This window comes from Asticcacaulis sp. EMRT-3, assembly GCF_030027245.1.
GTDB lineage: Bacteria > Pseudomonadota > Alphaproteobacteria > Caulobacterales > Caulobacteraceae > Asticcacaulis.
Map to the genome: position 1 here is coordinate 1,930,485 of NZ_JASERT010000001.1, position 13,858 is coordinate 1,944,342.

The following is a 13,858-nucleotide window of genomic DNA, read 5'->3' on the forward strand; positions in this document are numbered from 1 at the left end:
GCTATACGGGTTCAGGAGACGTGACAAGTCAGCGCTGCGTCAGCGGTTTCAACATCTTACGGATCGGTTCATCATAGAGCTTGAACGCCGCCCAGGCGAAGCTGACCACGACAATAAAGGCGACGCTGGCCCAGATCAGCCTGTCATGCGCCGAAGGGTGGCGAAAATTGACATAGTTCATGTAGATCAACAAAAACGGGTAGTGCAGGATATAGAGCGGATAGGACAGGTGCCCGGCGATCTTGCACGCCGCCATTTCGATGTGGCTGATTTGCGAATGCGCACCCAGCAGCACGACCAGTGGAAATACCAGCATCACCATCGCCACCTCCAGCAAGCCATTGGCGTGGGCGATGCCGGGCGCGATGCGCGGCACGCACATGGCGATGATCAGCACCAGGCTTAAGGCCAGCCAGCCGGGGCGCACCTTCGGGAACCTGTCATGCACACGATAGAGCCACAGGCCCAGCGTAAACGAAAACGCCATGCGCAACATGCCCCGCCAGTAGCTGCCGAAATCCGAGCCCATATCCATGCTGTTGTTTTTCGCCGCGCACCAGATCAGACCCGCCCCGGTCACGATCAGGATGGCGAACAGCCAGCGCGCCTTGAGGCGACGCAGCACCAGCGCATAGGCGATATTGCCGATATATTCCTGCAACAAAGACCAGGCCGGACTGTTCAGGCTGTGGGTGTCGGTCCAGCGGTTGGGCAGGGGCGGGTGCGGCATCAGGAAGGCGATCAGCACGAAATCAATCGCCACGGTACGCAAGGGTATGACCGATTGCGTGGCCCCTGCGAACGGATCAAACACAAAGCTCAGAACGCCCAGCACCGCGCCCAGCAGCACCAGCGGATGCAGCCGCACCAGCCGCGTCAGGAAGAACTGTTTGAGGCTCATCTTCCCCCAGCGGTCGCCATAGGCATAGGCGATGACGAAGCCCGACAGGGTGAAGAAGAAATCGACCGCCAGATGGCCGTGATGCACCAACTGGCCCTTATCCGACCAGTTGGCGGTCATGCCCATGATATGAAACAGCACCACCAGCACGGCAGCCGTGCCGCGCAAACCATCCAGCACCTCATAGTGCGGCTTGCCGGTTGTGGTGACGTCCGGCGTTATGGCGTCGGTGGCCGACGGGCTGTTAGCCAGTATGTTGTAAGATTGCGACATTTTACCCTGCGATTTTATGATCTTTTGCAGACCTTATCGCCGCCGCAACAGCCCGTTGTCAAACCGTGTGGAACCGCTCCCGCTCAGCGGCGCGGCCTGATTGCCATGTATGCGCTTCGGAAATGATGATCAGGCCGCCAGCCCCGCCGCCTGCATCATAGGCCGCAGCGAGGCCAGTACCTGCGGCTGGCCCATCAGGGCCTGACGCACAGCCGAATCGCGCAGCATCTTCATGGCCTCGCTGCGCGCCTGATCGGACAGCGGCCCCATCGGCCCGGTCTGACCGGCGGCGAAGCCCATCATCATGGCCAGTTTCTGCACCGGCGAGGCCGGACTGCGCAGGATATGGGCCAGCAATTTGACGTCGGCGGCGATCAGCCCGCCTATCTGGCCGAGCCTGACACAAATATCGTCGCCGTCCTTTTCCACCAATTGCGCCGCTTTGATGCGCGCCTGCATCCGCGCCAGGGTTTGCAGGCGCGCGGCGGGCGGCTGCTGGCTTTCGCGCAAGGAACGCTCGAATTTCTGCTGGCTTACGAAGGTTTGCAGCCAGCGCGCCGCCTGACGTTTATTGGCGGCTCCCACCATGTTTTCGCACAGCCAGATCAGCTTTTCGACCTCGTCTGTGGCGTCACGTGCCTCCTCCATCAGGCTGGTGACGAAATCGGCCGAGACGAGCTTTTTCGAACGCTCGACAAAGGCCTCCTTGATGTCGTCGCGCTGGCCTTCGTCCTTGCCGGCGGCGCTCAGGCACAGGGCCAGGGCCCGCAGGGTTTCGATCTCGGTTTCGGGATCATTGGGGCAGAGACGGCGCGGCCCCTTCAGTTCGGTGATACAGCGCCGCGAAATATGATAGGCCAGATGCGGCAGGTGACCGCCCTGAATCAGCGCCGCGTAACCGGCCAGTGTACCGGACAGCGACGGCATCAGCCGCGCCACGCGGGCATCATGGCGCGCCACCAGATCGACCTCGGCTCCCGCCGCCAGTCGCGTCAGCAGGGCCAGCGCCCCCCCGAGATCAAGCTCATCGCCGACCAGATCGGCCAGACTGCCGCGCGTGGCGAAGATTTCCACCACCGGCGCTTCGATGACCTGCATGGCCCAGTTGCGATCCTGCACCACGCCGGACAGGGCCTCGGCGTAGATGCGCAGAGCTTCCAGTTTGGCGGCGGGCCGTTTCGCCTCTTTCAACAGCCCGGCCAGGCCGCCGCCCAGCACATAGTCGCGCTCCGGGTGATCGCGCAGACGATCGACCACGGCCAGCAGATTGGCGGGCGTCAGTTCGGGAAACACCTGCTTGCGGCCATCCTGGATCAGCCGTGTGCAGGCGCGGTCGAACAAACCCTGCCAGCGCCGGATCAATTCATGCAGGGGCACGCCCGTATCCTGGCTTTCCGGCACCGAAAGCTTTTGCGTGACGTGCAAAAGATCATTGCCGGACGCCTCCAGCTTTTCGGCCAGATCGGGACGGTGCAGCAGTTCAAACGGCGTCACCTCATAGCGGCGCAGCCAGTCTTCGAGCAGGCGACCAATTTTTTCGCGCGCAGGCCCCGTATAGAGATCCTGCGGGCTGACGCACACCGAATCGGTTTCGGGGGCCAGTTTCGGCTTTTTCTGCGGGGTGGTAACGCCCTTTTCCATCAGGCGGTGCGAGCGGAATTCGCCCGTTTCGGGATCGAAGGTTTCCTTGGAAACACGCACGGCGGCGCGACCCTCCTTCAGCATCTCCTCGGCCGAAGTGAGCGCCGTGTCGCGGGATTCCACCGCCATTTCCAGCACCCACGAAGCCTGTGGCGTGCGGCGCGAAAACACTTCGTAATGCACCGGGCGGTCGCTCATCTTGTCCCCGAAGAGGCGGAAAGCCCCTTGATTATGCGTCAGAAGTTACACACATCTTATTAAATTATCCTTGAAAGCCGCGAATTCGCCGCGTTGACGCCTTTAAAAGAACCAGCTTAGGGTAAAATGGGGTAGGCAGATGAAAAGCGCGCGGTTTCAGATCGCAATACAGGAGGCCCTATGGCCCGAATAACTCTTGTCGATGACGACGAAAACATCGTGACGAGCGTATCGCTGGCTCTGGAAAGCGGCGGCCATACGATCCAGGCCTATTATGACGGTGCCGCCGGTCTGGCCGCGCTTGAAAAAGACCCGCCTGACCTGGCCATTCTCGATGTGAAAATGCCGCGCATGGACGGTATGGAAGTGCTGCGCCGACTGCGCGCCACCTCCAGCCTGCCGGTCATCATCCTGACCTCGAAGGACGACGAGATCGACGAGGTGCTGGGCTTCAATCTCGGTGCCGATGATTACGTCCACAAGCCGTTTTCACAGCGCCTGTTGCTGGAGCGCGTCAAGGCGGTTTTGCGCCGCGCCGGTATCGTCGATCAGGGCGAGGCCCCCGAAGTGACCGAGGCGCTCAACGCCAAGTCACTGAAGCGCGGCAAGCTGGTGATGGACGCCGCCCGCCACGAATGCACTTGGGACGGCAAGCCTGTGCGCCTGACCGTCACCGAATTTTTGCTGCTGCACGCCCTGGCCCAGCGCCCCGGCTTCGTCAAGAGCCGCGACAACCTGATGGACGCCGCCTATGATGATCAGGTCTATGTCGATGACCGTACCATCGACAGCCACGTCAAGCGGATGCGCAAGAAGTTCCGCGTGGTCGATAATGAGTTCGATTCGATCGAAACCCTTTACGGCGTTGGCTATCGCTACCGCGAAGTCTGAGACGACAGGCGTTTTGAGGGGACGTAGCTGACATGGCCGACGCCTCAGGCGCGCGCGATACAGACAAGGCGGGCCTTGTACATGTCGGACGGCATTTCAGCCGCCTGACCTTCGGACGTTCGCGCCTTGGCCGCCTGATTTTCGGCCTCAACCTGCTCGGCCTGATCATTATCGCCGTTGGCACGCTGGTGCTGTCCGATCTGCGCCGCGGCCTGATCACCAGCCAGATGGATTCGCTGACCTCACAGGCGCAGGTGGTCGGCGAAGTGATTGCCGAAGTGGCCACCGAGGGCGAGCCGCAACCGACGCTGGAACAGGACAATGCCCTGGCGGCGCTGGCGCGTTTTATCCCGTCCGGCGAACGGGCCCGTCTGTTCGATGCGCAGGGCCATCTGATTTCCGATTCCTACGTGGTGTCCGATTCGATCGATGTGTCGCAACTGCCGCCGGCGCGCAAACGTACGGATCCGCCGCCACCCGATACATCGGTACTGCGCGCCGAACGCCGTGCCCGCGCCGACATGCAACTGCACGACGAGGTGGCCCTGGCGCTCACCGGCAGAAATGTCGCCACGGTCAGGCGCAATGAGCGCGGCGTCAAGGTGGTGTCGGTGTCGATTCCGCTGCGCCGGGTCAAGGAGGTGCTGGGCGTTCTGACCATCGAGCGCGGCGATGTCGATAAGATCGTCTGGGATCAGCGCATGGCCATGCTGCCCTTCATTCTGGTGGCCTTCGCGGTCACCATGCTGTCGTCGCTCCTGCTGTACTGGCTGGTCAGCCGGCCAATTGACCGGCTCTCCGCCGCCGCCGACCGGGTGCGCATGGCCCAGACGCGCGCCATCTCCCTGCCCGATCTGGAAAAACGCAGGGACGAGATCGGCACACTGGCGCGTTCGCTGGAAAGCATGACCGATACACTGTGGCGGCGGATGGAAGAAATCGACCGCTTCGCCGCCGATGTCAGCCACGAGATCAAGAATCCGCTGACCTCGATCCGTTCGGCGCTCGAAACCCTGCCTATGGTCAAGGACGATGCGGCGCGCGAACGGCTGATGAATGTGCTGGCCCAGGATGTGCGCCGTCTCGACCGTTTGATCACCGATATTTCCAATGCCTCGCGCCTTGATGCCGAACTGTCGCGCGATATGCCGAAAAAGGTCGAACTGGACACCTTGCTCGAAGATATTGTCTCACTCTATCAGCAAAGCCATCTGCCCGGCCAGGTCAAGGTCCGTTTCCAGCGCGATACGGCCAAGGCTTCAGCGCTTGTCTCAGGCCGCGAAGGCCCGCTCGGCCAGGTTTTCCGCAACATGATCGACAATGCGCGCTCGTTTTCACCGGAAAATAGCGAGGTGCGCGTGGCGCTGGGTGCCAGCGGCGATCCGGCCCTGCCCCTGCGCATCACCTTCGATGACGACGGCCCCGGCATTCCACCCGATAATCTCGACACCATCTTCCAGCGCTTTTATACCTCGCGCCCCAAGGGCACCAGTTTCGGGCAGAATTCCGGGCTCGGCCTGTCGATTTCGCGCCAGATCATCGAGGCGCACCGGGGTCGGGTCTGGGCGGAGAACCGCACCGACAGCGAAGGCCGCGTAACGGGGGCGCGCTTCATCATCCTGCTGCCTGCGGCATAACCGCCGCCTGATAAAGCCCTGTTCAAGCCCGCCTGCCTGTGGCTAATATCGGCCCATGCCCAAGCTCGTGATCCACGCCACCAGTCTCAGCCTGCTCACCGGCGCGCAATGGCGCGGCGTGCTGATCATGGGGCCTTCCGGCATCGGCAAGAGCGATCTGGCCTTGCGCGCCATTCAGGCCGGATGCGCCCTGGTCAGCGATGATTATTCGTGCCTGTGGTCTTCCGGCGGCCATCTCTATGCTGCCGCGCCCGAAACCATTGCCGGGCGCATGGAGATTCGCGGTCTGGCTATTTCCGATATAACGCCGCGCCCCTTTACCCGCGTCCATCTGGCGGTGCTGGCCCAAAGCGATCCGGCGGAACGCCTGCCGGCGGCCGAAATCACCGAAATTCTCGGCCACGCCCTCCCGACGATCCGCCTTGTGCCGCAACAGGCGTCGAGCGTCAGCAAACTTTTGACCGCCCTGCGCGGGCGCGTGAATTAGATTCGAATCACGAGAATTTTGGCGGCAAAAGGGCGGAAGACGCGAATCTGTTTTGCAGTGCAGTGAAATCCGGCCTATGATGTCAGCCTTCCGCGCGCGGCAAGCTAGACGCCGCGTACGGACTTTTCCGGGTTCAGGGACAAGGCTTTATGATCGGACTGGTGATCGTTACCCATGGCAGGCTGGCTGACGAATTCGTAGCCGCTATGGAGCATGTGGTCGGGCCGCAAAGCCAGCTTACGGCCATCTGCATCGGCCCGGAAGACGATGTGGCCCGCCGCCGTCAGGATATACTGGCCGCCACCTTCGCCAATGATTCCGGCGATGGCGTGATTCTGCTGACCGATATGTTTGGCGGCACCCCGTCCAATCTCGCCATTTCGGTGATGGAACAGACCAAGGCTGAAGTCATTGCCGGCCTCAACCTGCCCATGCTGATCAAGCTGGCCTCTTTGCGCAAAAGCGAATCGCTCGATGCCTGCGTCAGTCATGCGCAGGAAGCCGGACGCAAATATGTCACCGTCGCCTCCTATGTTCTGTCGGGCGATAATTAAGCCGCATCCCTCTTTACGAAAACGGCAAATCCCCGCATGTTGCATCTCCTTATCAGCCTGTAGGGGGCGATTCCTTGAGCGATACAGACGTGCCGGTACGGGCCGAGGTCGAAATCTGTAACAATAAGGGCCTGCACGCGCGGGCCTCGGCCAAGTTCGTCAAGCTGGCCTCGTCTTTCGACGCCCAGATCTATGTGCTGAAGGATGACAGCCGCGTCGATGCCTTGTCAATTATGGGGCTTTTGATGCTGGCCGCCGCCAAGGGTTCAACCATCACCATCGAGGCCGAGGGCGAAGAGGCCGGAGACGCTGTGCCGGCCCTGGTTGATCTGGTGGCCCGCAAATTCGACGAAGAGGCCTGAGCGTGAAACACGCCGCCCGCCTGATCCTATTGAGTCTGGCTATCACCGGCCTGATGGCTGCGGCGGCCCAGGCCGAGGGCACCTACAATCCCGCTGCGTCTTCACCGCTCGGCTATGCCACGGCCAACAGCACGTCAGGCGACGAGGCCATATCCGGGGCCAGCGCCGCCAGACCGGCGGCGCGCCACCGCAAACCGGCCAAGAAACCGGTCATGCCCGCCGCTCCCATTCCCTACACCGTCTATAAAAATGGCAAGGCGCCCGCCGCCAGTCCCAAAATCGCAGCCGCCCTGACGCCGGACACCGGCAAGTCCGCGCTTGCCCCCTTGCCGCCCCCCGTGGCGATTCACAGTGCGCCGCTTCCTGCCCAGCCGCCCCTGCCGGTTCAGGCCATAGGTGCAGCCCCGCCGCCCGCGCCGGAGGCTGCGCCGCCCGTCGCGTCCGCGCCTGCTGAAATCAGCCTGCGCTGCGAAACGCGCGTCACGCAAGGGCGCCGTCTGATCTCGCAGGGCAGCTTCTATATCAATATCTTCCCCTCGCCGGTCTTTCCTGACCAGCAGGCCGATTTCAAATTCCTGTTCGCCGATCCGGGCCATCGCTCGCTGATCCGTCAATCGATCTGCCTCGACACCACCTGCTCGGCCGAGGTATCGGGCACGGCCTATTATCTGGTCAATCGCCGCACCCGACACGGCGATGCCCTGCGCATCACGCTCGACCGCGCAAACGGCGCTTTTTACGCCGAACAGATCGACAAGAACCTGGGCGGGGGTGAACACCTCGGCGAACAGGGCATCTGCACGCCGCAAAAACTGCCTTCAGCGATTTTTTAAAGCGCTTAGTGCGCCTTACCGTCTTCTTATGCAGCGGCTTCGCTAAGGCTTGGATATTTTAGAGGCGGGCGGGCTAGATTTAAATTCCGATTATGAATGAATTTCAGGAGTTTAGAGATGAATAACGACCGTTTGCAAGGTAGCTGGGATCAGGTGCGCGGCAAGGCCCAGAAGATGTGGGGCAAGCTGACCGACGATGACCTCAATATCATCGAAGGCGACCGCAAGATTCTGTCCGGCAAGATTCAGGAACGTTACGGCATCGCTCAGGATGAGGCCGACAAGCAGATCGACGAATGGACGCGCAATCATCACTGATTAAACGTTCCTGACAATTTTGAGATTGCCAGACCTCTCTCCCGCCGGATTGAGGTCGGCAAGACGGGCGGGAAAGCGTTTCCTCAGATGCGCTTTCCCGCTCTTTGTGCTTTTATGCCCGTCAAGGCGGGCTGAATTCACCGGAAGCTGCATCCAGATGCGCGCCCGGCGGATATCAAGCCTCGTCAGTGATCCAAAACACGGGGGCTTTCTTCATGAACTATGCGCAAAAACAGGCCGCATCAATGGCCTGGCAACACGCTCATCCGCTCGAACTGGTAGCGATTTCAACCATCGCCAGCCTGGTCATCATCGCCATCATCGTGCTGATCCGCTGGCTCGCCAGTTCAGGCGCCTGGCAATACCATCCCGGTGGGGCCAGCGGCTTCCTGAAGGACGAATGCGTGCGCTGGGCGGCGATTTTAGTGCCCTATCTGGCCCTGACCATTGCTTTCAAAATCTATGTTTATGATCTGCATCCCGAATTGAATAGGCCCAATATCTGGATCGGCTTCGCCGTCGCCGCCATCGTGTTCCGGCTGGTTTTGCGCCGCCTGCCTTTCGTCAAGACGATGGCGCGCCATATCGACGCCGCCAGGGCCCAGGCGAAAGCCGTCCGCTCCTGAGTCGGTCAAAAAAGCCTGGACGTCAGCCTTTCGTGCGCCGCTGACAAACCCCACATAGGCGGTATCACTGACAAGGAGCCTCGCCATGAAAACACGCACACTCGGTCAAAATCTCGAAGTCTCGGCGCTCGGCCTCGGCTGTATGGGGATGAGCTGGGCCTACGGCCCGTCCGACCGCGACGCCTGCCTGAAGCTGTTGCGCGAGGCGGTCGATCTTGGCGTCACCTTTTTCGACACGGCCGAAGTCTATGGCCCCTTCACCAATGAGGAACTGGTCGGCGAGGCGCTGAAGCCGGTGCGCGATCAGGTGGTGATCGCCACCAAGTTCGGCTTTAAAATCGATGAGTCCGGGATGCGCGGCGTCGATTCCCGCCCCGAACATATCCGCGCCGTCGCCGAAGCCTCGCTGAAGCGCCTCGGCATCGAAACCATCGACCTGCTCTATCAGCACCGCGTCGATCCGAATGTGCCGATCGAGGATGTGGCCGGTACGGTGCGCGATCTGATCAGCGAGGGCAAGGTCAGGCATTTCGGCCTGTCGGAGGCTTCCGCCACCACCATCCGCCGCGCCCATGCCGTCCAGCCGGTCACAGCGCTGCAAAGCGAATATTCGCTGTGGACGCGCGATCCCGAAGCCGAAATCCTGCCCACACTGGAAGAGCTGAAGATCGGTTTCGTGCCCTTTTCGCCGCTGGGACGCGGCTTTCTGACCGGGCAGATGGCGCCGCTGGGCGAGCATGATATTCGCGCCAGTAATCCGCGCTTCACCGGCGAGGCGGCGCAACAAAACGCCCGCGTTGTTGACGCACTGAAAGACCTCGCTGCCAGCAAAAACGTCACCTCGGCGCAACTGGCCTTGGGCTGGCTGCTGGCGCAAAAGCCGTGGATTGTGCCCATTCCCGGCACCCGCCACCTAAGCCGCCTCAAGGAAAACATCGCCGCCGCCGATCTTAACCTCAGTCCGTCCGATCTACAGGAAATCGAGCAGGTGATCGCCCGCACCGGCTTTGCAGGCGCCCGCTATGCCGAAGCCGGGTTGGCTATGGTCAATCTCTGATCTGTCGCCTTGCATTCGGCCATAAAAAACCCCCGCACCAGCTCTGGTGCGGGGGTTTTTAGAAAGCGAAATCGTATCAGCCCGCCACAGTCAGCTTGCTGGCATCGGCCTGAATCGTCGGCAAGGTCTTGCTGGCGAAAGTTTTGACGGCGACATCCTGGCCCGTGGCGGCATAGGCGCTGAACAGGGACGCGGCATTGGTCAGAACCTGACCCTGCACGGTGGCATATTTCTGGTCAAAATCGGCGTCCGGCGTGGTTTGCAACTCGGCCAGCCTGGCCTTGTAATCGGCGCTCCAGGTCTGGTCAAAATGCATGTCCGAGGTCGAGCCCTGAATGGCGGTGATCATATCCTGACGCACCTTCATGCCATCATTGAGCACGGCCTGAGCGGCGGCCTTGGTAGCGGGTGACTGCGCCTTGGCGATAGCCACCTGACTGGCGGCGATGCCGAATTCATTGGCGAGAAAGGCCTGACGAATAAAATCCTTGGCGGCATTGGGGGCTTCGGCAGCCGAGGCGGCAGGGGCCGCAGCGGCATCCGTACCCGCAGAGGCGCTGCTGGCAGCAGCGGAGGCCGGCGATGTCGCCATCTGGCTTTCGGGCGCTGCTGCCGTTTGAGCCTGAGCGCTCATGGCTCCGCAAGTCGCTAAAGCAGCCAGAACGGCTGTGATCTTATAAGCAGCTTTAAGTTTCATCGTCTCCATCCTTTATCAAGCTTAACCTGTCCGAAAACAAGCTATGAGCCATCAGAAATAAGGGCAGAGATGTGCTAAATTATGCCGTAATGATAAAATTACCGCCTGAACGGCATTCATTCATATAAAAATTTCGTGAAGGTAAGTTTACTTAAAGTGTATTGATCACTCCATCGCCACAACTGGCAATAATCATAACGATGTTCTGTTTATTGATCCGGCTATGCAGCGGGCAGCGGGTGGGCGGCGAAATAATCATGCAGGGCCACGGCGGCACCCGGATGATTTTCGCTGCATTCAGACAGCATGAAGCGCATCAGATCGGCATAGTGACCGAAATCGGCGCGATAAATGATCGAACGACCGTCACGATAGGCGCTGAGCAGGCCAGCTCCCGTCAGGATGCTGAGATGGGTCGAGGCCGTATTGGCCGGAATCCCGACGCTTTTAGCAATTTTTCCGGCGGCCATGCCCTCCGGGCCCGCCTGCACGATGGTGCGGAAAACATTGAGGCGGCCGGGATGGGCGAGCGCAAAAAGATTAACCACCGCATCATCGTTCGTCATCAGCCCGTCCTGCTCTCGAAAAGCGGGAAAAATTCCCGTAAAAACTCAACCCTCTGTTATCGCAAAACTATGGAATCTTAAAGGCACGGCCAGAAGATGTTATCGTAAACTTTCCGCGAGCGGCGGATGTTTTTGTCCAAAAAACGCGCTGCCGCGTGGGGGCGGCAACGCGCTTGCCGTCAGGGATGTGGCTCAGGCCGCCAGACGGAGCGTCTCTTCGCCCATGCGTTCCAGCCGTGCCGCTATGGCTGGCGCTTCCAGCACCTGACGCGGCAGGTTGGCGAATGTGTCGAGACGGGCGGCCAGATGGTTGAAAATATCGGCATAGGCCGCCGCAACTGTGGACGAAGACCCGACAATATCGCACGGATCGGGCAAGACCCAGTCCACACAGACCGGCTCACCCTTAAATTGCGGGGCGCGCGGACAGCCCCGGCGATCCGGCGACAGGCGGATGATGAAATCAAAACCCGGATCCTTTTCACCCATCACCGCCGTCAACGGCTTGGTGAACAGGGCGTCTGGCGCATAATTGATCTTGTGCAGCAAGGCCAGCGCATAGGGGCTGATGGCCGGAACCGGCGAAAACCCCGCCGACCAGGCCTGAAAACGCCCCGCGCCTAAGCGATTGAGCAGGGCTTCGGCCAGAATAGAACGCGCCGAATTGTGGGCGCAGATGAACAGCACATTATAGGCACGCAAACTCTCAGTCATCGTCATACCACCCCATTTTGCAAAAAAGACCGTTTCTTTTTCGCCCTATGCGGATAAGACTACCACTAAGAGTTTATTCCCGGATTGACGAACAGTATGAAGAAAAGAACAATGTTTTGCTTTCCGGGTTCGCCTTTCCAGAGTTCCAAACGCAAAAAACCCGCCGCGAGAGGACGGCGGGTTTTTTATCTTGTATAACCGGCAGGGATCAGGCGGCGACGATCGAGCCCTGATCGTGCGGATCGCGCAGCACATAGCCGCGGCCCCAGACGGTTTCGATATAGTGGTTGCCATCGGCGGCCACGGCCAGCTTCTTGCGCAGCTTGCAGATGAACACGTCGATAATCTTCAGTTCGGGCTCATCCATCCCGCCATAGAGATGGTTGAGGAACATTTCCTTGGTCAGCGTCGTGCCCTTACGCAGGGACAACAGCTCCAGCATTTCGTATTCCTTGCCGGTCAGGTGAACGCGGTTGCCCGCCACTTCGACCGTCTTGGCGTCGAGATTGACCAGGATGTCGCCCGTACGGATGACCGACTGGGCGTGGCCCTTGGAACGGCGCACCACAGCATGGATGCGGGCGATCAGCTCATCCTTGTGGAAGGGCTTGGTCATGTAGTCGTCGGCACCAGAGCCGAGCGTCTTGACCTTGGTGTCGATTTCCGACGTGCCCGACAGGATCATGATCGGTGTGTTGATCTTGCCGACGCGCAACTGGCGCAGCACTTCCAGACCCGACATGTCGGGCAGGGAGAGGTCGAGCAGGATCAGATCATAGTCATAGATCTTGCCCAGATCGATGCCTTCCTCACCGAGGTCGGTCGTATAGACGTTAAAGCCTTCCGATTTGAGCATCAGTTCGATGCTCTGAGCGGTCGCGCTGTCGTCTTCAATCAGCAGTACGCGCATATAAGCCCCTCCCGGCTTGAGGTAACAGGATGGCGAAGGCCAACATGCTCTCGCCTGTTAACCTTCATGCTAAACAGGAAATCCCTTAAGATTCGTTAAGCTTAACATCTGCTATTTGGGGTAAGGTGATTTGCGAATCGGCGGCAAGGGGCGCGAGTCAATGATTCTCTTTATTCACAGGATTTTTACGAGCCTTTTTTGCAACTGAGTCATTTGAATCACACAGGTGATATTTTTATCCGCAGACAGGCCTGAAACGCAAAACGCGGAGGCCGTGCGGCCCCCGCGCTGCATACTATCAAGACGGCTGTATTTATTTCGCCGCGACAGGCGGTTCACACAGCGTTTTGAGCCGGTCGGCAAAGTTCGGCTCGTGACGTTCCGAAGCGCCAGCGGCATCCACCAGGCAGGCGCGCGCCCGGCTAAGATCGATCGTGCCATCGTCCACCGCCGTCAGCACGCGCGTCAGATAAGCCTGCAAAGCCGGTATATCCTTCTGACCTTCGCCGGTAAAAAACCGGGTCAGGGATTCCGCCGTCTGCGCCGGATCGAGTACGCTGGTTCGGAACATCTCCAAAACGCGACCAATATTGATATCGAGTCCTTGCTGGTCGGACTCTTTCTTCATGAAGAACATAGGCAGCCTCCTAACCGAATGGACGCCTAAGATAACACAGCTATGTCACGCCTTGAACCCAGGCCGTATCTTGCGCGATCACGAAACCGCGACTGACTTTACGCCACCTTTGTCCGGGCGATGTCGCCCAGCACCGCTTCCAGTTTTTCGATGGCGAGCGGCTTGACGAGATGGTGGTGAAAGCCCGCCTCGGCGGTCAGGCGGCGGTGTTCGCTTTCGCCCCAGCCGGTCTGGGCGATAAAGATCGTGTCGGCCAGTTCGGGCAGGGCGCGCAAGGCCCGGCACAGATCATAGCCGCTCATGCCGGGCAGGCCTATATCGAGCATCATCACATCGGGACGGAAATCACCGGCCTCTTCCAGCGCCGCCCTGGCGGTCAGGGCCAGCCGGTAGTCGTAGCCGAGCACCTCCACCAGCCAACCCGTGGTCTGCGCCAGCGCCTCGTTGTCCTCAACGATCATCACGCGCATCGGATCGGCCATGTGTTTCCTTTCAGTTGGCGGGAAGAACTGTCCGCACAATGGTAATTATCGCGTAAGGACAAAGTAGCAAGCCC

General features: G+C 60.1%; 17 protein-coding genes. 9 read left to right on the forward strand and 8 right to left on the reverse strand.

Features of this window, described 5'->3' with window-relative positions; all coding sequences use genetic code 11:
• Positions 1-28: 28 nt before the first annotated feature.
• A complete protein-coding gene (locus tag QB905_RS09310) occupies positions 29-1,174 on the reverse strand; it encodes an acyltransferase family protein (protein ID WP_282974627.1) in 1,146 nt (381 codons plus the stop codon).
• Positions 1,175-1,303: 129 nt separating this feature from the next.
• Positions 1,304-3,013, reverse strand: a complete 1,710-nt coding sequence (locus QB905_RS09315) for a hypothetical protein (protein ID WP_282974629.1) — start codon at positions 3,011-3,013, stop codon at positions 1,304-1,306.
• A gap of 180 nt (positions 3,014-3,193) precedes the next feature.
• Between QB905_RS09315 and QB905_RS09320 the strand changes: the two genes are divergently transcribed.
• The 9 genes from QB905_RS09320 (at position 3,194) to QB905_RS09360 (ending at position 9,778) form a co-directional block, all read left to right on the forward strand.
• Positions 3,194-3,904, forward strand: a complete 711-nt coding sequence (locus QB905_RS09320; RefSeq protein ID WP_282974630.1) for a response regulator transcription factor — start codon at positions 3,194-3,196, stop codon at positions 3,902-3,904.
• A gap of 32 nt (positions 3,905-3,936) precedes the next feature.
• Positions 3,937-5,541, forward strand: a complete 1,605-nt coding sequence (locus tag QB905_RS09325; protein WP_282974632.1) for a stimulus-sensing domain-containing protein — start codon at positions 3,937-3,939, stop codon at positions 5,539-5,541.
• Positions 5,542-5,596: 55 nt separating this feature from the next.
• The gene (locus tag QB905_RS09330) at positions 5,597-6,028 is read left to right on the forward strand and encodes an HPr kinase/phosphorylase (protein ID WP_282974634.1); all 432 of its coding nucleotides are present in this window, start codon (positions 5,597-5,599) and stop codon (positions 6,026-6,028) included.
• A gap of 149 nt (positions 6,029-6,177) precedes the next feature.
• Positions 6,178-6,582 (forward strand): PTS sugar transporter subunit IIA, encoded by a 405-nt coding sequence (locus tag QB905_RS09335; protein WP_282974635.1) that lies wholly within the window; start codon positions 6,178-6,180, stop codon positions 6,580-6,582.
• 74 nt (positions 6,583-6,656) lie between these two features.
• Positions 6,657-6,944 (forward strand): HPr family phosphocarrier protein, encoded by a 288-nt coding sequence (locus QB905_RS09340; RefSeq protein WP_282974637.1) that lies wholly within the window; start codon positions 6,657-6,659, stop codon positions 6,942-6,944.
• A 2-nt stretch (positions 6,945-6,946) separates the two neighbouring features.
• Positions 6,947-7,777, forward strand: a complete 831-nt coding sequence (locus tag QB905_RS09345; protein WP_282974638.1) for a hypothetical protein — start codon at positions 6,947-6,949, stop codon at positions 7,775-7,777.
• A 117-nt stretch (positions 7,778-7,894) separates the two neighbouring features.
• Positions 7,895-8,095 (forward strand): CsbD family protein, encoded by a 201-nt coding sequence (locus QB905_RS09350; RefSeq protein ID WP_282974640.1) that lies wholly within the window; start codon positions 7,895-7,897, stop codon positions 8,093-8,095.
• A gap of 215 nt (positions 8,096-8,310) precedes the next feature.
• Complete coding sequence (locus QB905_RS09355; protein WP_282974641.1) at positions 8,311-8,721, forward strand: hypothetical protein; 411 nt, start codon at positions 8,311-8,313, stop codon at positions 8,719-8,721.
• An 85-nt stretch (positions 8,722-8,806) separates the two neighbouring features.
• On the forward strand, positions 8,807-9,778 hold the full coding sequence (locus QB905_RS09360; protein WP_282974642.1) for an aldo/keto reductase: 972 nt from the start codon (positions 8,807-8,809) through the stop codon (positions 9,776-9,778).
• Between the two features lie 76 nt (positions 9,779-9,854).
• Here the strand turns inward: QB905_RS09360 and QB905_RS09365 are convergent, their stop codons facing one another.
• The 6 genes from QB905_RS09365 to QB905_RS09390 form a co-directional block, all read right to left on the reverse strand.
• Positions 9,855-10,412, reverse strand: coding sequence for a DUF4142 domain-containing protein (locus QB905_RS09365; protein ID WP_282974643.1), 558 nt, complete (start codon positions 10,410-10,412; stop codon positions 9,855-9,857).
• Positions 10,413-10,696: 284 nt separating this feature from the next.
• Positions 10,697-11,041 (reverse strand): ArsR/SmtB family transcription factor, encoded by a 345-nt coding sequence (locus QB905_RS09370; protein ID WP_282974644.1) that lies wholly within the window; start codon positions 11,039-11,041, stop codon positions 10,697-10,699.
• Between the two features lie 192 nt (positions 11,042-11,233).
• Positions 11,234-11,761, reverse strand: coding sequence for an arsenate reductase/protein-tyrosine-phosphatase family protein (locus QB905_RS09375; RefSeq protein ID WP_282974646.1), 528 nt, complete (start codon positions 11,759-11,761; stop codon positions 11,234-11,236).
• 202 nt (positions 11,762-11,963) lie between these two features.
• Positions 11,964-12,665 (reverse strand): response regulator transcription factor CtrA, encoded by a 702-nt coding sequence (gene ctrA / locus QB905_RS09380; RefSeq protein ID WP_282974648.1) that lies wholly within the window; start codon positions 12,663-12,665, stop codon positions 11,964-11,966.
• Positions 12,666-12,978: 313 nt separating this feature from the next.
• Positions 12,979-13,302 carry a hypothetical protein gene (locus tag QB905_RS09385; protein ID WP_282974650.1) on the reverse strand — a complete coding sequence of 108 codons (324 nt, stop codon included), beginning with the start codon at positions 13,300-13,302 and terminating at the stop codon, positions 12,979-12,981.
• A gap of 98 nt (positions 13,303-13,400) precedes the next feature.
• Positions 13,401-13,784 (reverse strand): response regulator, encoded by a 384-nt coding sequence (locus QB905_RS09390; RefSeq protein ID WP_282974651.1) that lies wholly within the window; start codon positions 13,782-13,784, stop codon positions 13,401-13,403.
• Between the last annotated feature and the right edge of the window lie 74 nt (positions 13,785-13,858).

Coding starts and splice junctions, on each gene's coding strand:
- QB905_RS09310 (WP_282974627.1), bottom strand. CDS start 1,174: ATGTCGCAATCTTACAACATACTGGCTAACAGCCCGTCGGCCACCGAC.
- QB905_RS09315 (WP_282974629.1), bottom strand. CDS start 3,013: ATGAGCGACCGCCCGGTGCATTACGAAGTGTTTTCGCGCCGCACGCCA.
- QB905_RS09320 (WP_282974630.1), top strand. CDS start 3,194: ATGGCCCGAATAACTCTTGTCGATGACGACGAAAACATCGTGACGAGC.
- QB905_RS09325 (WP_282974632.1), top strand. CDS start 3,937: ATGGCCGACGCCTCAGGCGCGCGCGATACAGACAAGGCGGGCCTTGTA.
- QB905_RS09330 (WP_282974634.1), top strand. CDS start 5,597: ATGCCCAAGCTCGTGATCCACGCCACCAGTCTCAGCCTGCTCACCGGC.
- QB905_RS09335 (WP_282974635.1), top strand. CDS start 6,178: ATGATCGGACTGGTGATCGTTACCCATGGCAGGCTGGCTGACGAATTC.
- QB905_RS09350 (WP_282974640.1), top strand. CDS start 7,895: ATGAATAACGACCGTTTGCAAGGTAGCTGGGATCAGGTGCGCGGCAAG.
- QB905_RS09355 (WP_282974641.1), top strand. CDS start 8,311: ATGAACTATGCGCAAAAACAGGCCGCATCAATGGCCTGGCAACACGCT.
- QB905_RS09360 (WP_282974642.1), top strand. CDS start 8,807: ATGAAAACACGCACACTCGGTCAAAATCTCGAAGTCTCGGCGCTCGGC.
- QB905_RS09365 (WP_282974643.1), bottom strand. CDS start 10,412: ATGAGCGCTCAGGCTCAAACGGCAGCAGCGCCCGAAAGCCAGATGGCG.
- QB905_RS09370 (WP_282974644.1), bottom strand. CDS start 11,041: ATGACGAACGATGATGCGGTGGTTAATCTTTTTGCGCTCGCCCATCCC.
- QB905_RS09375 (WP_282974646.1), bottom strand. CDS start 11,761: ATGACGATGACTGAGAGTTTGCGTGCCTATAATGTGCTGTTCATCTGC.
- ctrA (WP_282974648.1), bottom strand. CDS start 12,665: ATGCGCGTACTGCTGATTGAAGACGACAGCGCGACCGCTCAGAGCATC.
- QB905_RS09385 (WP_282974650.1), bottom strand. CDS start 13,302: ATGTTCTTCATGAAGAAAGAGTCCGACCAGCAAGGACTCGATATCAAT.
- QB905_RS09390 (WP_282974651.1), bottom strand. CDS start 13,784: ATGGCCGATCCGATGCGCGTGATGATCGTTGAGGACAACGAGGCGCTG.